We start from the raw sequence: 19,026 nt of genomic DNA on the forward strand, positions 1-19,026 counted from the left end.
GAGCCTTTGCCTGTGTCCACAGAAACACTGCCCGCGCCGCGACGGTACGGCTTCCTGCTGGTGCCCAACTACACGTTGATGCCGTATGCCGTCGCGATCGACGCGTTGCGGGCGGCGAACCGGTGCGCAGCCAAGCCGCACTACCAGTGGCGCACCTTCGGGCTCACCTCGGCAGCTGTTGTCAGCAGCAGCGGGGTGACGGTGCAGCCCGACCAGGCCGCCGACCAGCCCTTCGATGTCGACGTGTTGCTGGTCTGTGGCGGTATGGAGGTGCAGCGGCAGAGCACGCCTGCGGTGCTTGCCCTGTTGCGTCGGTTTGCCGAGCGCAAGATGATCCTCGGTGGCGTGTGCACGGGTGCGTACCTGCTGGCAAAGGCCGGTCTGCTCGACGGTTACCGGTGCACCATCCACTGGGAGAACCTCGCCGGTTTGCGCGAGGAGTTCCCGAACCTGATCGCCTCGCCGAAAATCTTCGAGATCGATCGGGATCGCCAGTCCTGCGCCGGTGGCACCTCTTCCTTCGACATGGTGCTGCACGACATCCGCGAGCGGCACGGAGCCAAGCTTGCAAACGAAGTCTCGGAATTGCTGATCTGCGAGCGTGTTCGGCAGGACGAGGACCGCCAGCGCATGCCGCTCAAACACCGGATCGGCTCGGCTCAACCCAAGTTGACCGAAGCGGTTTCCCTGATGGAAGCCAACATCGAGGAGCCGATGACCCTGAGCGAGTTGTCGCACCACATCGGTCTGTCGCGTCGGCAACTTGAGCGCCTGTTCAAGAAGTACCTCGACGTCGTGCCGACACGGTACTACCTCGAATTGCGGCTCGAACGCGCACGCCAGCTGCTGTTGCAAACCAGCCTGCCGATCGTCGAAGTGGCGCTCGCGTGCGGCTTCATTTCCGCCCCCCATTTTTCGAAGTGCTACCGCGACGTGTACGGTATCCCGCCGCGCGACGAGCGTCGCCGTGCAGCCGGTCTCGGAGCCATCAGTCTGGGCAAGGTGGACGGCAACGCCGGCTGAAGGTGCCGTGGCTCAGTGGGTATTCTCGCTTCTCGATCTGCGCAGGAGTGCTGCGAAGTGCTCGGCTGCGCTGCCCAGTGTGCGGTGTTGGTGCACCACGAAACCCAGTGTGCGACTGGCCGTGAGCTGCGGTATGTCCAGGGTGCAGAGTTGTTCGTCGACCATGCTTTCGGGTACGAGTGTCCAGCCGAGGCCGGCCGCGGCGAGGACCTTGTTGGTCTCGAGGTAGTTGGTTTCCATGACGTGGGCGGCGCGCAGCGATTGGTCAGAGAGAATGCGGTCTGCGATGTGCCGTGTGACGGTGGTGCGCGCCGGGAGGATGGCCGTGTAGGCAGCGAGGTGCTCGGGCTGCGGTTGACTGACGTTTGCCAGCGGATGGTCCAGTGCGACCACGACGCGGAGTTGGTCTACCCACACGGGCTCGGTCACCACACCGGCAGGCGGCACCAGCGGCAGCGTCACGACAGCGAGTTCGATCGTGTTGTCGGCGACACGCGTCACCGCGTCTTCGGAATCCATCAGTTGCAGGTTCATGTCAACCGCAGGGTGGTCGGCGATGAATCGTCGCAACAGCGCGGGCAATCGGCGCAATCCGATATGGTGACTTGTGGCAATGTGCAAGTGGCCGGCAACCGTCTGGTTGAGGCTGTCGAGGTGGCTCTGGCAGCTTTCGAGCTCTGCCAGCACGGTCCGCGCGGTGGGCAGCAGGGTCCGCCCTGCGGGCGTGAGCAACGCACGTCGGTGAATCCGGTCAAACAGCTTGTGGCCTGTCGTGGCCTCGAGGGCACCGATGCGTTTGCTCACGGCCGGCTGGCTGACAAACAACTGTGCCGCAGCCGCGGAGAACGACCCGGTCTCCACGACGGCAATGAACGCACGTAGGTTTGCAATGTCCATCTATTACCAATAGCTATGCTTGAAATAAAAAAGATGAATTTGAATTATTGCAGAACCGGGCACAAAATGGGGTGATGACACCCGAGGAGACGATCGGTGGCGGGCAAAACACTGTATGACAAGGTCTGGGAGAGCCATGTGGTGCGCGAGGCCGATGGCACCGCGCTGCTCTACATTGACCGCCACCTGGTCCACGAGGTCACGTCGCCCCAGGCCTTTGAGGGCCTCAAGCTGGCGGGACGCCCGGTCTGGCGGAAGCGCTCGATACTCGCCGTGGTCGACCACAACGTCCCGACCACGGACCGCAACAATGGCATATCGGATCCGACCGCGCGCTTGCAGGTCGAGACCCTCGACGACAACGCGGCCGAGCAAGATCTCACGTATTTCGGTATTGGCGACGTGCGTCAGGGCATCGTGCACGTGATCGGCCCGGAGCAGGGTGCGACCCTGCCGGGCATGACCGTGGTGTGTGGCGATTCGCACACCTCGACGCACGGCGCCTTTGGCGCGCTCGCCTTCGGCATCGGCACGTCGGAGGTCGAGCACGTGCTTGCAACGCAGTGCCTGCCGCAACAGAAGTCCAAATCGCTGTTGGTGCGGGTCGATGGTGAGACCGCGCCGGGCGTGACCGCCAAAGACATCGTGCTGCACATCATCGGTGCGATCGGCACCGCCGGCGGCACGGGGTATACAATCGAGTTCGGCGGCAGTGCAATCCGTGCCCTTTCGATGGAGGGCCGCATGACGGTCTGCAACATGTCGATCGAGGCCGGCGCCCGTGCGGGCATGATCGCGGTTGACGACACCACCATCGACTACGTCATGGGCCGGCCCTTTGCGCCCAAGGGGGAGGTTGCCGAGCGTGCCATCGCAGCCTGGCGCGACCTGCGCTCCGACGACGACGCCGTGCACGACAAGGTGGTTGACATCCGGGCGGAAGACATCCAGCCGCAAGTCAGTTGGGGCACCTCGCCCGAGATGGTCGCGCCAGTCGACGGTCACGTGCCCGATCCGGCGGCCGAGTCGGACGAAACCCGTGCGGCGGGCATGCGCAAAGCGCTGGCGTACATGGACCTTGCGCCCGGCACCGCGATCACCGACATCCCCGTCGACCGCGTGTTCATTGGCTCCTGTACCAACTCCCGCATCGAGGACCTGCGTGCGGCTGCCAGCGTCATCAAGGGCCGCAAGGTGGCCCGGAGCGTCACCCAGGCGATGGTGGTGCCCGGGTCCGGTCTCGTGCGGGAGCAGGCCGAGGCCGAAGGGCTCCACCACATCTTCACCGCTGCGGGTTTCGAGTGGCGCCTGCCCGGTTGCTCCATGTGTCTGGCCATGAACCCGGACCGCCTTGAACCCGGTGAGCGGTGCGCGAGCACGTCCAATCGGAACTTCGAAGGCCGTCAGGGGGCGGGTGGGCGGACCCACCTGGTCAGCCCCGCGATGGCCGCCGCGGCCGCCATCGCCGGCCATTTCGTCGACGCGCGACAGTACTAGTCCTCACTGGGAGCACACCATGCGAGCTTTCACGACACTGAATGGGTTGGTCGCGCCGATAGACCTTCCCAACATCGACACCGATGCGATCATCCCGAAGCAATACCTGAAATCGATCAAGCGGTCGGGCTTCGGGCCGAACCTCTTCGACAATTGGCGCTACCTGGATGAAGGCGGGCCAGAGATCGACAACGACTCGCGTCGGCCCGACCCGGACTTTGTGCTCAACCGGACACGGTACCACGGGGCGGAAGTGTTGCTGGCGCGTGAGAACTTCGGCTGCGGCTCGTCGCGTGAGCACGCGGTCTGGGCGCTTGACCAGTACGGTTTCCGTGTGGTGATCGCGCCGAGTTTTGCCGACATCTTCTTCAACAACGCCTACAAAAGCGGCCTGTTGCCTGTGATCCTGGCGGAGGAAACCGTCGACCAGCTGTTCGCCGAGGTTGCAGCGGCCGAGGGCTACCGCCTCACCGTGGACCTCGAGGCCGAGCAGGTGACGACACCGGGCGGTGAGGTGTTCGGCTTCGAGACCGACCCGACGCGACGCGACAAACTGCTGCAGGGCCTCGATGAAATCGGTTTGACGCTGCAGCACGCAGACGAGATCCGTGCGTACGAGGCCACGCGTGCGCAGTCCGCGCCCTGGTTGTTCACCGGTTGAGGTGCCGGGCCGGTGCCTGACGCGCACCCGCTGCCGGCGTTGGAGGTCACAAGGTGTTGGAATTGCTGCACGGCAACAAACGCTACTCGTCGTGGTCCATGCGGGGCTACCTGGCACTCACCCACGCCGGGGTGACGTTCAGCGAGACCCCGGTCTGGCTCGACACCCCGGAGGGCGATGCCTTGCTTGCATCACGGTGTCCGAACGGCACAGTGCCGGCCTTGGTTGACGACGGTGTCACGGTTGCCGACAGCCTGGCGATCATCTCGTGGCTCGAGACGCGCTACGGCGCAACCTTCTGGCCCACGGATCCGGACGCGTATGCCCACGCCCTGAACGGTGTCATGGCGATGCACAGCGGGTACACGGCGCTGCGAGAGGCGATGGTGTGCAACCTCGGTCGTCGGTTGACGAACTTTGCCGTTCCCCCGGCGGCCGAGGCGGACCTCGAGCGCATCTTCGCCTGGATGTCGCACGGGTTGGCGACCTGTGCATCGCGCCACGCGTCGCCCTGGCTGTGCGGCGTCTATGGGGCAGCCGACATCTTCTACGCGCCGGTGCTCAGTCGCTGTCGCACCTACGGTGTGCGCCTGCCGGCAGACATCGATCCGTGGGCGCGTGCCATGGAGGCGCGCGACGATCTGCAAGCCTGGACACGAGACGCCCTGGCAGAGACCCAGCGGGTCGCGGCCAGCGAGCGCGTGTGTGACTGATGGACTACGCCTTGCGTCGGCACGCGTGTGACCGGATCGACGCGGGCTTTACCTGGAGCGCAGCATGAATTTCGTTATCCCGACACCCGAGGTTGCGCGGCTGCCCGTCGCCGGTTCCAAGGCTTTCTTTCCGATTCGACGCGTGTTCTGTATCGGCAAGAACTACACCGAGCATGTCCGCGAGATGGGCGGTGACCCGGCACGGGAAGAACCGCTGTTCTTCACCAAGCCGGCCGACGCGGTGGTCGGCCCCGGCGCATCAGTGCCCTACCCACCGGGTACCTCGGACTTGCATTACGAGGTCGAGCTGGTGGCGGCCCTCGGCGACAGCGTGCCCCCCGGTGCGTCCGAGACCGGTGTGCTCGCGTCGGTGTTGGCCTACGGCGTTGGCATCGATCTCACGCGGCGAGACCTGCAGGCCGAGGCCAAGAAACGCGGTCGTCCCTGGGACATGTCCAAAGCCTTTGATGCCAGCGCCTTGTGTTCCGAGTTGCACCTCGCCTCCGAGATCGGCCACCCCGGCCGGGGTGAGATCGGTTTGAGCTGCGACGGCGAAGTCTGCCAGCGTGATGACATAGCCAACATGGTCTGGTCGCTGCCGGATATGCTGCGCGAATTGGCCAAGCTCATCGAACTCAAGGCCGGTGACCTCGTCTACACCGGAACCCCCTCGGGCGTCGGCCCGGTCGAGCGCGGGCAGCGCCTTGAGGTGTGGGTGGACGGTGTCGATCGCGCCGGTTGGACCCTGAGCTGACGGCGGCCGCGGCGACGCGTCGGCCGCGCGGCCGCGCGCGCACTATCCTTGCTTTGCACCTGTGCGCTGGGCTGCCGTTGAGCGGGCCTGGCTAATACGTCTGCAAACAACAAGGACAACGCGCGTGATCATGACCAACATCGAGACCGTGCCCGGCAAGGCCGTGACCACCTGCTTCGGCGTGGTGTCCGGCAGCACCGTGCGGACCAAGCACGCTGGCCGCGACATCATGGCCGGACTCAAGAACATCTTCGGCGGCGAGTTGCGCGGCTACACCGAATTGCTGGGCGAGTCGCGCGACGAAGCGATCCGTCGCATGCAGCACCAAGCGGCGCAGCTTGGTGCGAACGCCATTGTCAACGTCCGTTTCTCCACCAGCTCGGTCGCGGCCGGTGCCGCGGAGATCTACGTCTACGGCACCGCCGTGACCGTGGAGTAGGGCATGACGCAGCTGATCATTTTCGTGGTGCTGATGGCGCTCGGTTTCGGCTTTGGGCGCTACGCCGAATCGCGCCATTACCGCTCGATCGCCGAGCGCGAGCGTCTGCTGGCAAGGCTGCCGACCGTCAGCGGTGACACGCCAGGCGTGCCGTTCGGGTCGGTCGAGCGAACCCAGTTGGTCGCTGGCAGCGTGGTCATCTCGGTCGACTACTTCAAGCGTGTCGTCGCCACCTTGCGTGCCCTGTTTGGTGGCACGGTGCAATCCTACGAGTCGCTGGTTGACCGCGCACGACGCGAGGCCGTCTTGCGCTTGAAGGAGCAGTGCCCGGGTGCCTCGCAAATCGTCAACCTGCGGATCGAGACGTCGTCTATCCACACCGGCCGTGGCAACGGGATCGGCTCGGTCGAGGTGCTGGCCTACGGCACGGCGATCTACGCGGAAGGCGTCTGAATGGCCTACCGTGGCGGTCGTGAGCCGATTGGTGAGGACAACGTCAACGTCAGTCACCAGTCGCCGCTGCAGGAGTTCGTCGTGCTGCTCGGTGCGGCGCTGCTGTTTCTCGCGGTGGCCTACGGCATCCTCGGTCTGTTGATCGATCGCGCAGTGGATTGGGTCGAGCCCGAAACGGAACGCAGCCTGTTTGCGCATTTTGGTGAGGCCTTCTCGAACGAGACGGCGTCAGAGGCCGAGCGCGTCTTGCAGTCGCTCGTCAATGATTTGCAAGCGTGTCTCGACCCGGGGTACCGCATCGACGTGACCCTCTCCGACAACCCGATGGCCAACGCCTTCGCGTTGCCGGGTGGGCGCATGATTGTCACGCGTGGCCTGCTTGAGCAGGTGGCATCGGAGAACGGTCTCGCGTTTGTCCTGGCGCATGAACTCGGGCACTTTGCGAACCGTGACCACCTGCGTGGCCTTGGACGCGGCATTGTGTTGACCGTGATGAGCTCCGTGGTCCTCGGCTCGGACTCCTCGCTCAACGCGGTGTTTTCACCGGCCTCGATGGCGGGGCAGGCGCGGTTTTCCCGGGCGCGAGAAAGCGCTGCTGACGCCTCGGCGCTCGCGGCCGTCCACTGCCACTACGGCCACGTCGGTGGGGCGCTCGAGTTCTTCGAAACCCTGCGCGATGCCGCGCCGAGCGAGCGCAACTTTCTCGAGCCGATGCACTATTTTGCCAGTCACCCGGACGTCGCCACGCGCATCGACGACGCCAATGCGCTGATTGCGGACCGCGCGCGTCCGCTCGGACCGGTGACGCCACTGCCATTGCCGTTACAATAGCGCGCATTGTTCCTGGAGAGACGCATCAATGACCTACCGTGCACCGCTTGACACCATTCGCTGGGCACTCGCGACGGCGGGCTTCGCCGAGGTTCAGCAGCAGAGCCCCTTTGCTGAGACGACGGATGACCTGGTCGACGCCGTGCTCGATGAGGCAGCCAAGTTCGCCGAGGGCGTGCTGGCGCCAATCAACCATGCCGGCGACAAGCAGGGTGCGCGCTGGGATGACGGCTCGGTCACCACGCCCGATGGCTGGAAAGAGGCCTACACGCAATTCTACGAGTCCGGGTGGATGCAGCTCTCTGCGAGTCCGGAGTTCGGAGGGCAGGGCTTGCCATATGCGGTTGGCGCCTGTGTGAACGAAATGTGGAAATCGGCGAACATGGCCTTCAGTCTGTGTCCGCTGCTGAGCCACGGTGCCATCGAGGCGCTCGAGCAACACGGATCCGCTGCACTCAAGGCGCAGTTTCTCGAAAAGATGATCGAGGGCCGGTGGACCGGCACGATGAACCTGACCGAACCGCAGGCGGGTACCGACCTCGCGGCGCTCCGCAGCCGCGCCGTGCCGGAAGGCGATCACTACCGCATTTCCGGTCAGAAGATCTTCATCACGTACGGTGAACACGACCTCGTCGAGAACATCTGCCACCTGGTGCTTGCGCGCCTCCCTGACGCCCCTGACGGGGTCCGAGGCATCTCGTTGTTTCTGGTGCCGAAGTTCTTGCTTGATGCGGACGGCAACCCGGGTGAGCGCAACGACCTGCGCTGCGTGTCGATCGAGCACAAGCTCGGTATCCACGGCAGCCCCACCTGCGTGATGAGCTACGGCGACAACGACGGCGCCGTGGGCTACCTCATCGGTCGCGAGAACGAGGGCCTGGCGTGCATGTTCACGATGATGAACGCTGCACGGCACGCGGTGGGCATGGAGGGTTATTCGCTGTCCGAGCGCGCCTACCAGCACGCACTGGTCTATGCGCGCGACCGCGTGCAGGGCAAGGCGATGCTCGCGGGCGCTGAGGGCTCGCGCGGCATCATCAACCACCCCGACGTACGCAGGATGCTCATGGACATGCGCTCGCGCACGGAGGCGATGCGGATGCTGGGGCTCGAGGCGGCTTGTGCCTACGACCTCGCCCGCCACGCGGATGCCCCTGAGGTGCGCGCGGCCTCGGACACCCGCGGTGCGTTGCTGACTCCGGTGGTCAAGGGGTGGTGTACCGAGACAGCGCAGCGGGTGACCTACGACGGTGTGCAGATCCACGGCGGCATGGGGTTCATCGAGGAGACCGGCGCAGCGCAGTTCTACCGCGACGCGCGCATCACCACAATCTACGAAGGCACCACCGGTATTCAGGCGAACGACCTGATTGGCCGGAAGTTTACCCGCGACGGCGGCGCCGCCTACCTGGCGCTGCTCGACGAAGTCGAGGCGCAGTCGGTTGCCCTCACGAGTGCGTCTGACACCGAGCTGGCGCAGCTTGGCCAGCAGCTCCGGGAAGCCTGTGACGAGGTGTCTGACTTGGCAAAATGGATGCTGTCCGAGGACCGGGCGATGCACCACGCCCCCGCAGCCGCGGTGCCTTTCATGATGGCCACCGGCGTGTTGCTCGGGGGTTGGATGCACGCACGGTCTGCCGAGCGCGCCACGGCGGCTCTCGGCGAGCCCGGTGCTGACACCGCGTTCCTCTCGACACGCATTGCGCTGGCACGCTACTACGGCGCCGCCGTGCTGTCCGACGTTTTCGGCCTGGTGCAAACCGCTCGAGGCGCGGGCGAATCCGTCGCGCTGCTAGACGAGGCTGCGATGTAGGCGCGCTGGCGCCCCGCACGCGGTCGACGCCAACACCGGACCATGAAGTTCAGTCGACGGGCGCAGGCCGCTGCGCGGTGCGTGCGCTACGCGTGTTACCTCGGGGCGTTGGCGGTGGGCCTGATTGCGTTTGCCCCGCGTGTGGGTGTCTTCTCGCAGAGCCGAGTCGATGCCACTGAAAACGGCTACATCCGGTCAGGCTGGCTGAACCAATGGCAACTTGATGAGACCAGTGGGCTGGTCGGGTCGCTGATCGAGCCGGGCCGCTTCTGGTTCATCAACGACGACGGTGTGCCACGGGTGTACGCCAAGGACGCAACCGGGCAATCACAGGGCGCAGTGTTGTTGTCGGGGTCGTGGAACCGGGATTGGGAGTCGCTTGCGGCAGCGCGTTGGCAGGGCGAGCCCTGGCTGATTGTGGCCGACGTCGGCGACAACTACGGTCGATACCCCAGCCTGTGGCTGTACCTCGTGCGCGAGCCTCGGCTGGCCGATCCGGGGGGGCGGCCGACGGATGTGGTGGCGACGCCCCGCGTTGTCGAGGTTGTGCTCGACGATGGGCCTCGCGACATCGAAGCGGTTGCGGTCGATGCCGACCACGCCCAGGTGCTCCTGATCAGCAAGCGTGACCCCACACCGCATGTTTACGGCGTGCCCCTGTCTTCGGTGTTCGACGCGTCGGCCGGGTCCCCGACCACGGTGCGTGCCAGCCGACTTGGGACATTGTATCTGCCGACGCGACGCGATTCGCTGTGGGATTGGTTCGATTTCAAACTGCGTGTTCACGGACGTGGGCCCACCGGTTTCGACGTCAGCCCCGATGGCCGACACGCCGCGGTGCTCAGTCACCGCGCGGCGTGGCTGTACACGCGTGTGGATGGCGAAGACTGGGTGTCAGCCTTGGCAAGGCCGCCCCAGCCACTTGGCGAGCATGGACTGTTGCAGTCGGAATCGATCGGATTCACCCACGATGGCAAAGCCATCCTGCTGACGTCAGAAGGGCGATACGCTCCCCTGTTGCGGCGTTCGCTGAAGTGACACTGGCGGCCTGTCAGGCCCGCTGTACAGGTCCGACATGCCCGATTTGAATCAAGACGCAACTTGGACTTTTCTGGCAAAATGTCGGTGCTCGGTTCGACAAGGACGCTGCACTGTGCAACTCAGTGAACACTTCATCCTGGAAGAATTCGAATTCAGCCAAGTTGCGGTTCGGCGTGGATTCGACAACCGGATTCCGGATATCAAACTGCCCAACCTGCGCCACCTCGTCCACTCGGTGTTGCAGCCGCTTCGAGACCGCATCGGCAGGCCTGTGGTCGTGACCAGCGGGTACCGCAGCCCGCGGCTCAACCGCGAGGTGGCCGGATCGCGAAATTCCGCACACATCCAGGGCCTGGCGGCGGATATCTGGGTGTGCAGCATGGGTCCCTATGAGCTCACCGACTGCATCGCCAGGTCGGATTTGCCGTTCGACGTGGTGGTGCACGAGTTCGGGCGGTGGACGCACGTGCAGGCGCCCCGGCCCGGCGACGTCCCCAAACGGCATGTCATGACCTCGCACAAGCTCGGCAACAACCACACCCGCCTGACGGACGGCAACCTGCCGGTGGGGGAGAGTCGGCAGCTCGCCTGAAACGCGGTCACGCGATCGGACACCCACAGGGCATGGGCCGATGTTTTGGTACTTTTTTACCAAACTGTGGCGGCCCGGGCCCCGCTGCTTGCGCCAGCCAAACCGCAGCCAATCCTCAGTCGTATTCGCCGCGTACGAAGCGCATGGCCGTTTCAGCAAGCACGGCACTGCCAACCGGCAGCGCGTCTTCGTTGACGTCGAATTCCGGATGGTGGTGGTAGCGGGTCACGCCGTCTGCGGTCTTCGTCCCGAGGATCATCATCGCGCCTCGGCTCGCCCGGGTCATGTAGGCGAAATCCTCCGCGCCCATCATGAGCTTGCCCGTTTCGACACGGTTGGCGCCGAGCTCGTCGGTTGCCGCCCGGCGCAACCAGTCGACGACCGTCGGGTCGTTCCAGAGGCTCGGGTAGCCGCGCTCGATGCGAAGGTCGTAATCGCCACCGAGGGTTTTGGCCACCGACAAAGCCTGTTCGACTTCCGTCAGGAGCTGTTCGCGCACGTCGTCGTCGACGCTGCGCAAGGTGATGTCGAGTTCAATTGCGTCGGGTATCACGTTGGACGCACTGCCGCCCGCCACGCGGCCGACCGTGACAACCGCCGGGCGAGTGGGGTCGACCCACCGCGAGACGATGCCGTGCAGCGCCGTGAGCACCGGCGCGAGCAGGAAGACCGGATCGCGCGCGTAGTGAGGTGCGGCGCCGTGACCGCCGGTGCCGCGGACGGTCGCGTACGCCGTATCGACGTTGGCGAGCATGAAGCCTTCGGTCAATGACACCGTGCCGGCATCGAGCGTGCTGTCCACGTGCAAGGCGATGACCGCATCGAGGTCGTCGACTGCACCGTCTTCGATCATGCGCGGTGCCCCGCTCACGCCGTCGTCGTCGGCGGCCTCTTCAGAGGGCTGGAAAAGGAGACGAATTTCACCGGGGACGGTTTTTTCTGCCAACAGCTCGGCGACGCCGAGCAGCATGGCGGTGTGGGCATCGTGCCCGCACGCGTGCATTTTGCCGTCCACCTGGGAACGGTACGGTGTGTCGCGCGCCTCCAGAATCGGCAGCGCGTCCATGTCCGCGCGAATGCCGATGCGCGGCCCGTTGCCGCGGCCGATGCGGGCGACGATGCCGGTGCGTCCAACGCCGGTCTGGTGCTCGATGCCGAGTGCCGTGAGCCGTTCGGAGACAAGCGCCGCCGTCTTGTGCTCCTGAAAGCTCAGTTCCGGCTGTTGGTGGATTTGCCGGCGAAGGGCTGTGAGCTGGTCGCCGATGGCGCGCGCTTCTTCAAGCATGGGTACCGTGCCTCGAGTCGGGAGTGGGAAGGTGTGCGTTCAGTCTGAACGGTACTGCGCATCCAGTGCTTGCCAGGCTTCGACACAGCCTTGTGCTGCGTCCGGGGCCTCGGTCAGCCCCGGGTACAGGTTGGCAAAGTGCGCTATGTTGCTGCCGAACACCAGGCAGTTGAGTTGTTTCTCGCGTGTGCGAAACAACGCGTGCCGGTGCCAGTAGTCGCTCAAAGGGCCGTCCAGCTTTTGCGAGGCCCGGCCGAACGCGTGCACGTTCTCGAGCCACTGCTCGCCGCCGTTCGGGAACGACGTGACCATCAACCAGGTGGAGAACGCCTCGGCGATGTCGTCGTTGTCGACATCGTAATCCCCGGTGATGGCGTGGCCCAGCAGGTGATACAGGGTGTACTCGACAACGTCGAAGCCGCGCTTCAGGGCATCGGAGCGCTCTACTTCGAATTCGGCTTGCGCTCTGACAGCGGCGGCCAGGTAGTCTGCGGGCAACTCGATCGACCGCGCCTCGACATCGTAGCGGGGCAGGCCGTCGCCGCCGACCCGAATGCGGAGAGCCTCCGGCCACGCGGCTGGCGTGTCGGTTGCCGAGGCGGCGTCCTGCACGATGCCGCTCTGCTTCAGCGCGTCGAGCAGCAGCGTGTGTTCGGCGTCGTCGGGCGGCAACCAGATCACCGGCACGGCGGCCAGTGCACTGGCGATCGGAAGGGCGAGGGCGAGCAGCAGGGTGGTCAGGTATCGGGCCGGTCGTGTCATGGGCGCAGCGAGTGGACGGGTTTGTCCCATGGTAACAACCGGCCCGCGCCGCGGCGACACCGCGGGCCTGCGCCGGTGCGGACACGCCCGTGGGGCCGCAGCACAACGCCCGGTTGGGGCTATTATGTTGGAGAGTAGCCAATCACCGTGCCCGGGGAAACGCGCGTGTCCCACATCGACCCAGTTCTGGACCACATCGATGCCGAGTTGCCTGTGGCGCTCGAGCGACTCAAGGCGCTGCTGCGGATCAAGAGCATCTCGACCGACTCGGCCTTTCGGGACGACTGCCGTGCTGCGGCCGACTGGTTGGTGGCGTCGCTCAACGAGATGGGTTTCGAGGCGAGTCGCCGCGACACGCCCGGGCACCCGATGGTCGTCGCGCACCGGCATGGCGCCAACGAGAACGTGCCGCACCTCCTGTTCTACGGCCACTACGATGTGCAACCTGTCGACCCGCTCGACCTGTGGCACTCGGACCCCTTCGATCCACAGATCGAGCAGACCGCCGGCGGCAGTGTGATTCGGGCGCGTGGCGCTGCGGACGACAAAGGGCAGTTGATGACCTTTGTCGAAGCCTGTCGGGCCTACCTCGCGGTGCACGGCGAACTGCCGGTGCGACTGACCGTGTTCTTCGAGGGTGAGGAGGAGAGCGGCTCGCCGTCCCTGGTGCCGTTTCTCGAGGCCAACAAGGACGAACTCACGGCCGACCTCGCGTTGGTGTGCGACACCGGCATGTGGGACGCGGACACACCCGCGGTGACAACCATGTTGCGTGGCATGGTCAGCGCCGAGATCACCGTGAACGCCGCGGACATCGACCTGCACTCTGGCATGTTCGGCGGCCCCGCGGCGAACCCCATCAAGCTCCTCAGCAAAGCGATTGCGGCGTTGCACGACGACACGGGGCGCGTCACCTTGCCAGGGTTCTACGACGGCGTGGCCGACATCGACCCCGACATCGCGGCTCAGTGGCGGGCCTTGAACCACGACGAAGCCGCCTTCCTTGGCGCAGTGGGCCTCGCTGAGCCGGCCGGCGAGCGCGGTTACTCGGCACTCGAGCAGATCTGGGCGCGGCCCACGCTCGAGGTGAACGGGATCTGGGGCGGCTACACAGGTGAGGGCTTCAAGACCGTGCTGCCGGCGCAAGCGCACGCCAAGGTCAGCTGCCGGCTGGTCGGTCTTCAGGATCCAGCGAAGATCGCCGAAGCGTTGTCGGCACACTTTCGCGCGGCGGTGCCTGGCGATTGCTCGGTCGATATCGTGCGCCACTCGGGCGCGGGCGCCACCGTCATGCCGGTCACCTCGGACGCGTTCACCCGTGCTCGCGACGCCCTGACAGCCGAGTGGCCGAACCCGGCGGTGTTCGCCGGCTGTGGTGGGTCTATCCCGGTGGTCGGCCACTTTCGCAGCGTGCTCGGCATGGACAGTCTGTTGACCGGATTCGGGCTGGACGACGATGCCATCCACTCGCCCAACGAGAAATACAGCGTCACCAGTTTCCACAAGGGCGCCCGCAGTTGGGCGCGCATCCTGTGTGCACTCGCGCCCGACTGACCGGCTAGCGTGGGCCGCGGTGATGGAGCACCGGTGGTTGCTGGCAGGTGTCATGTGGGTGACCGCAGTCGGGTTGTCGTGGGCTGAGCCGGGGAGTTGTCTGCCCGGCAAGGGCTGCCGAGACGAGCCCAACTGGCTCGACCGCAGCCACTCCGCGCTCAGCGACCGAACGGAGCGCCTGGCGGTTTCACTCGACCGCTTCTTCGGCCTGGATGACAGCGCAGAGGAGGCGGCGCGCAGCTTCGTGCGCCTGCGCGGCAGTGTGGGCTACGACCACCTCGACGGCGGCGACGCGAAGCTGTCGGTGAAGGGGCAGTGGCACCTGCCGCGCACCGACGAACGCATCGGCCTGGTGTTCTCGGATGGCGAGGAGGGCGATGAGCTCGACGCCCGCACCGACACCGACCGTGCTGTCGGTCTGCAGTTCGAGCAACGTCGCGACCGGCGCCTCGGCCGGTTCGGTCTGCGTTTGACCCTGCGCTCGCGCGCCAAGCTGCGCACCGAGCTCCGTTACCGCATCAGCTCCCTGCCAGCACCCAACGCGGTGCGCCTCGGTGGTCTGGCCTCGCTGTGGTGGCAGGACGGGCGGGGCGTGGGCGTCACCTTCGGTGGCACGGTGGAGAAGTCGCTCAACAGCCGAAATCTGGTGCGCTACAGTGCCCGCGTCGAACGCGCCGAAGATTTCGAGGGCGTGCAATGGGAGCAGACGGTCGCGCTGAGCTCGCAACTGTCGCTGCGCGACGCCTCTGTCGCCTTCCTGCGGTTCACCGGCGAAACCGAACCCGTGGCGTTTACGCGCTCGGTCGCGCTCGGCCTGCTCTACCGCCGGCAGGTGTTCAGGCAGTGGATGTTCATGGAGATCGAACCGGTGTTCGACTGGCGCCGCCCGGACCACGATGAGCCCCGGGAGTTGGCCCCGAGTATCGTGCTTCGCATCGAGTGGCAGCTCGGCGACCCACCGGTGCTCTGGTAGGTCGACCCCGCGTCGCCTGGGCGAGGCCGTCAGGCTTTCTTGATCGCGATCTTTTCGATCTTGCCGCCGGCCTTGAGATAGGCCTCCACCCACTTCGGCTTGCGCCCGCGTCCGGTCCAGGTTTCGTCGGCGTTTTTCGGGTTGCGGTATTTCGGCGCCACCTTGGCGCGTGTGGCGGTTTTCTTCGTGGCGGCCTTGCGGCCGCGTTTGGGTTTCGCCGCGCCGCCGACCACGTCGCTGAAGTCGATGCCCTGGGCTTTCGCCATAGCTTGCAATTTGGCGACCGCCTTGGCGCGCTTCTTGTCGTCCTTGGCGCGCTTGGTCAACTGTGCATCGATGTCCTTGAGGTAGGCCTCGAGGACGTCTGTCGAGAGTTTGCTGAAATTCGGTTTTCTCATGAAAAGCACCTGGCAGAGGGTGTCGCATCGGGACGGGAGTACCCGGCCTGGCACCGGGTTTCACCGCGTGAATTGTATCGCAAGCGATGCACACTGTGGTCGGGTGCGTCGCCAGGGTGCGGTCTGTGCCTGCGGGCACCTGCGGTGGTTTCGCCGCCGGTTTGCCCGCGTCGATCCGCGCCGTTGGCAGCCGTGTTCGGCCGCCCGGCGTTTCGGTGCAGTTCAGGGCGAGGGTTGGTAGGATTGCGGCCCGAGACCTTCCCCACGGCGCCGGAGACGAGAGATGACAATCGGAATGATGCAGGACCACCCGCTGATCGTGTCGTCCATCCTGGATTTCGCCGAGCGGTGGTACCCCGATGTCGAGATCGTGTCCCGCACGGTCGCAGGCGACATGCACCGCTACACCTACCGTGACGCCGCGCGTCGATCCCGCACGCTCGCCAACGCGCTCGCGGCACTGGGCATCGGGTCCGGCGACAAGGTCGGCACATTGGCTTGGAACGGCTACCGGCACCTCGAGTGCTACTACGCGATCGCAGGCATGGGCGCCGTTCTGCACACGGTGAACCCGCGCCTGTTCCCCGAGCAGGTGGTGTACATCGTCAACCACGGCGAGGACAAGGCGCTGTTCCTCGACACGAGCTTTCTGCCGCTGGTCGAGTCGATCCGCGATCAACTCACCACGGTGGAGCACATCGTGCTGATGTGCACGCGTGCGGAGATGCCGGACACCGTGCTCGATGGCGTGCTCTGCTACGAGGACCTGCTCGACGCAGCCGACGACGACTTCGCCTGGCCGGACCTTGACGAACGCACCGCCTCGGCCCTGTGTTACACCTCGGGCACGACGGGCAACCCCAAGGGGGTGTTGTATTCGCACCGGTCGATGGTGCTGCACGCGCTGGCCGAGGTGTCGCCAAACTCCATCGGCTTCGGCGCGACCGACACCGCGCTGATCGTGGTGCCGCAGTTCCACGTGTTTGCCTGGGGTACCACCTTCGCGGCGCTCATGAGCGGCACCAAGATCGTCTACCCCGGGCCACACATGGATGGCGAGTCGGTCACCCGTCTGCTCAACGACGAGGCCTGCACGGTGTCGTTGGCTGTGCCGACGATCTGGATGATGCTGATGGCTGCGCTCAAGGCGTCCGGCGAGAAACTGCCGCACCTCCAGCGCGTGGTCATCGGCGGCTCCGCGTGTCCGGAAGCGATGATTCGCACCTTCGAAGACGACTACGGCGTGACTGTGCTGCACGCCTGGGGCATGACCGAAACCGGGCCGCTCGGCAGCCTCTGCCATCTCGAGCCCAAGCACGGCGAACTCGACGCAACAGCGCAAATGGCCATTCGGTGCAAGCAGGGCAAACCTGTCTACGGCATCGACCTGCGCATCGTCGACGAGTCCGGCGCGCCACTGCCGCACGACGGTGAGGCCTTCGGTCAACTGCAGGTGCGGGGCCACTGGGTCACGTCGGGCTACTACATGCGCGACGACGACGATTCGGTGACCGCAGACGGGTGGTTCAACACGGGCGACGTTGCAACCATCGACCCGGACGGCTACATGCAGATCACCGACCGCACCAAGGACGTGATCAAATCCGGTGGCGAATGGATCAGCTCGATTGATCTCGAGAACATTGCGGTCGGGCACGCCGGCATCGCCGAGGCTGCGGTGATTGCCGTGCCCCACCCGAAATGGGACGAGCGCCCCCTCGTTGTCGCGGTGCGCAAACCCGGCGTCGAGGTCAGCCGTGACGAGTTGCTCGCGCACATCGGTGGCGCTGTCGCGCGCTGGCAGATTCCGGACGACGTGGTGTTCGTCGACGCCTTGCCCCACGGTGCCACGGGCAAGCTGAACAAACTCGCCCTGCGTGAGCAGTTCCAGTCCTACACCTTGCCTACTGCGTAGTGGCAGCGGGGCTGATGAGCCTCAGCGGCCGCGGCGCGCCCGGTCCCAGACATCGCGCACGCGAAACCACGCGTCCGCAGCCGGCATGAACCAGGGCGACCCGCGGTGCCAGGGCCGGCCGGCGAAGCGCGTGTGTGAAAACGCCGTGTCACCGTCGGGGTCGCCGAGGATTTGCAAGGCGGCCTTGTGCCCGAGGTAGGGCGCCATGGTGTTGCCGTTCCCCGAGTAGCCCATCGCGAGGTGCAGGCCGTTCTCCTGCCCGACGTGCGGCAGCTGCGCGAAACTGAAGCCGGTGAAACCGCGCCAGCTGTGGGTCAGCGGGGTGTTCGCCAGTTCCGGGAACACGTCCGCGATCAGGCGGCTCAACTGCGATTGCGCGAGGGCCTCGGAGACCGGGAACAGCGCCGCCCGACCGCCGAACACGAGCCGTTGACCGTCGGGTGATGGTCGAAAATAGCAGTGCCGGACGCGCGACTCGACGTACACCCGCTGCGCCGGCATCAGCGCACGCACACGGTTCTCGCCGAGCACGTCCGTCGCGACGATGAAGCTCGGCACCGGCACGATTCGGCGGCGCAGGTCGGGGGTGGCGGGCCCGGTGTAGCCGTTTGTTGCGATCAACACGGCACCGCACGTCACCGTACCTCGGGCGGTGTGCACACGGTTGACGGGGCCGGTTGCGATGCCCTGAACCTCGGTGTCACCGACGATGGTCGCGCCGGCGCGGCGTGCCGCCTCGAGCAGGGCGCGCGTGTACTTCGCCGGGTTGATGGCGCCGTGGGTCGGGAAGACCGTGCCGCCGCTGTACAGCTCCGAGCCGATTTCGGTGTGTTGCTGGTCACGCGGCACCGTGTAGGCCGCCAGTGGGATGCGTTTGCGCAGCGCGTCGAGGTCGCGTGCGCCTCGGTCGTACTCTGCGGCCGTCCAGTTGCCGCGAAATCGACCGCAGGCGACCCAGTCGCAGTTGATGTCCTCCGATTCGATCAACCGGGTGAAGAAATCCATGGAGTCGATGTGGGCTTCGTGCAGCAGCCGCGTGGCAAGGTCACGCCCGTACTGCGCGTCGAGTTCTGACGGGTGCAGGCGGTGACCGCCGCCCACCTGCCCACCGTTGCGCGAACTCGCGCCGATTCCCGGTGCACCGCGGTCGAGCACCAGCACCGACCGTCCGGCGCGGGCCAGCGTTCGGGCGGCACTCAGTCCCGTGAGGCCGGCGCCGACAACGACGACATCCGCCTCGTCGGGCACGGCCGGTTGATCGGGCGGGGTGGTGGGGGTGCCGGCGTCCTCCCACCAGAGCGGGGTGTGCTGCATGGCCGTGTTCGTGCTCGTGCGCGTGGCGACGCGGACACTCTAGCCGAGATGCGGTGTGCGTGCCGGCGCGTTGTGACCGGACCCCTGCTGTGTGACCATGCGGTCCGTCAG

At 65.8% G+C, this 19,026-nt stretch carries 19 protein-coding genes; 14 read left to right on the top strand and 5 right to left on the bottom strand.

The genetic code is table 11. From position 1 onward, the window contains the following. Positions 1-12 precede the first annotated feature (12 nt). The gene (locus tag AAGA11_04560; protein ID MEM9602109.1) at positions 13-1,023 is read left to right on the top strand and encodes a GlxA family transcriptional regulator; all 1,011 of its coding nucleotides are present in this window, start codon (positions 13-15) and stop codon (positions 1,021-1,023) included. Positions 1,024-1,035: 12 nt separating this feature from the next. Here the strand turns inward: AAGA11_04560 and AAGA11_04565 are convergent, their stop codons facing one another. Then, positions 1,036-1,920, bottom strand: coding sequence for a LysR family transcriptional regulator (locus AAGA11_04565; GenBank protein MEM9602110.1), 885 nt, complete (start codon positions 1,918-1,920; stop codon positions 1,036-1,038). A 96-nt stretch (positions 1,921-2,016) separates the two neighbouring features. Between AAGA11_04565 and leuC the strand changes: the two genes are divergently transcribed. The 10 genes from leuC to AAGA11_04615 all read left to right on the top strand — a co-directional run bounded on the left by leuC (position 2,017) and on the right by AAGA11_04615 (position 10,714). Beyond that, the gene (gene leuC / locus AAGA11_04570) at positions 2,017-3,417 is read left to right on the top strand and encodes a 3-isopropylmalate dehydratase large subunit (GenBank protein MEM9602111.1); all 1,401 of its coding nucleotides are present in this window, start codon (positions 2,017-2,019) and stop codon (positions 3,415-3,417) included. A gap of 19 nt (positions 3,418-3,436) precedes the next feature. Next, positions 3,437-4,078 (top strand): 3-isopropylmalate dehydratase small subunit, encoded by a 642-nt coding sequence (gene leuD / locus AAGA11_04575; protein MEM9602112.1) that lies wholly within the window; start codon positions 3,437-3,439, stop codon positions 4,076-4,078. Positions 4,079-4,131: 53 nt separating this feature from the next. Further along, the gene (locus AAGA11_04580; protein ID MEM9602113.1) at positions 4,132-4,791 is read left to right on the top strand and encodes a glutathione S-transferase N-terminal domain-containing protein; all 660 of its coding nucleotides are present in this window, start codon (positions 4,132-4,134) and stop codon (positions 4,789-4,791) included. Positions 4,792-4,855: 64 nt separating this feature from the next. Next, positions 4,856-5,545 carry a fumarylacetoacetate hydrolase family protein gene (locus AAGA11_04585; protein MEM9602114.1) on the top strand — a complete coding sequence of 230 codons (690 nt, stop codon included), beginning with the start codon at positions 4,856-4,858 and terminating at the stop codon, positions 5,543-5,545. A 124-nt stretch (positions 5,546-5,669) separates the two neighbouring features. After that, a complete protein-coding gene (locus AAGA11_04590; protein ID MEM9602115.1) occupies positions 5,670-5,984 on the top strand; it encodes a YbjQ family protein in 315 nt (104 codons plus the stop codon). Between the two features lie 3 nt (positions 5,985-5,987). After that, the gene (locus AAGA11_04595) at positions 5,988-6,437 is read left to right on the top strand and encodes a heavy metal-binding domain-containing protein (protein ID MEM9602116.1); all 450 of its coding nucleotides are present in this window, start codon (positions 5,988-5,990) and stop codon (positions 6,435-6,437) included. Beyond that, a complete protein-coding gene (locus AAGA11_04600; protein MEM9602117.1) occupies positions 6,438-7,268 on the top strand; it encodes a M48 family metallopeptidase in 831 nt (276 codons plus the stop codon). 28 nt (positions 7,269-7,296) lie between these two features. Continuing rightward, positions 7,297-9,081: an acyl-CoA dehydrogenase gene (locus tag AAGA11_04605; protein MEM9602118.1), complete on the top strand. Its 1,785-nt coding sequence runs from the start codon at positions 7,297-7,299 to the stop codon at positions 9,079-9,081. Positions 9,082-9,123: 42 nt separating this feature from the next. Next, on the top strand, positions 9,124-10,119 hold the full coding sequence (locus AAGA11_04610) for a hypothetical protein (GenBank protein MEM9602119.1): 996 nt from the start codon (positions 9,124-9,126) through the stop codon (positions 10,117-10,119). A 115-nt stretch (positions 10,120-10,234) separates the two neighbouring features. Then, a complete protein-coding gene (locus AAGA11_04615) occupies positions 10,235-10,714 on the top strand; it encodes a D-Ala-D-Ala carboxypeptidase family metallohydrolase (protein ID MEM9602120.1) in 480 nt (159 codons plus the stop codon). 115 nt (positions 10,715-10,829) lie between these two features. On the opposite strand, the gene AAGA11_04620 is transcribed toward AAGA11_04615, so the two are convergent. Beyond that, a complete protein-coding gene (locus tag AAGA11_04620; protein MEM9602121.1) occupies positions 10,830-11,999 on the bottom strand; it encodes a M20 family metallopeptidase in 1,170 nt (389 codons plus the stop codon). A gap of 39 nt (positions 12,000-12,038) precedes the next feature. Next, on the bottom strand, positions 12,039-12,761 hold the full coding sequence (locus tag AAGA11_04625; GenBank protein MEM9602122.1) for a DUF4344 domain-containing metallopeptidase: 723 nt from the start codon (positions 12,759-12,761) through the stop codon (positions 12,039-12,041). A 165-nt stretch (positions 12,762-12,926) separates the two neighbouring features. Here AAGA11_04625 and AAGA11_04630 point away from each other — a divergent pair, with 165 nt between their 5' ends. Next, positions 12,927-14,315, top strand: a complete 1,389-nt coding sequence (locus tag AAGA11_04630) for a dipeptidase (protein ID MEM9602123.1) — start codon at positions 12,927-12,929, stop codon at positions 14,313-14,315. Positions 14,316-14,337: 22 nt separating this feature from the next. Continuing rightward, entirely contained in the window at positions 14,338-15,288 is a 951-nt protein-coding gene (locus tag AAGA11_04635; GenBank protein MEM9602124.1) for a hypothetical protein, read from the top strand. Between the two features lie 29 nt (positions 15,289-15,317). Here AAGA11_04635 and AAGA11_04640 read toward each other — a convergent pair whose 3' ends face one another. Continuing rightward, entirely contained in the window at positions 15,318-15,686 is a 369-nt protein-coding gene (locus AAGA11_04640) for an H-NS histone family protein (GenBank protein MEM9602125.1), read from the bottom strand. Between the two features lie 283 nt (positions 15,687-15,969). On the opposite strand from AAGA11_04640, the gene AAGA11_04645 reads away from it, so the two are divergent. Next, positions 15,970-17,601, top strand: a complete 1,632-nt coding sequence (locus AAGA11_04645) for a 3-(methylthio)propionyl-CoA ligase (GenBank protein ID MEM9602126.1) — start codon at positions 15,970-15,972, stop codon at positions 17,599-17,601. Between the two features lie 21 nt (positions 17,602-17,622). Here the strand turns inward: AAGA11_04645 and AAGA11_04650 are convergent, their stop codons facing one another. Further along, a complete protein-coding gene (locus AAGA11_04650) occupies positions 17,623-18,915 on the bottom strand; it encodes an FAD-binding oxidoreductase (GenBank protein ID MEM9602127.1) in 1,293 nt (430 codons plus the stop codon). Between the last annotated feature and the right edge of the window lie 111 nt (positions 18,916-19,026).

Source organism: Pseudomonadota bacterium (assembly GCA_039196715.1).
GTDB lineage: Bacteria > Pseudomonadota > Gammaproteobacteria > CALCKW01 > CALCKW01 > CALCKW01.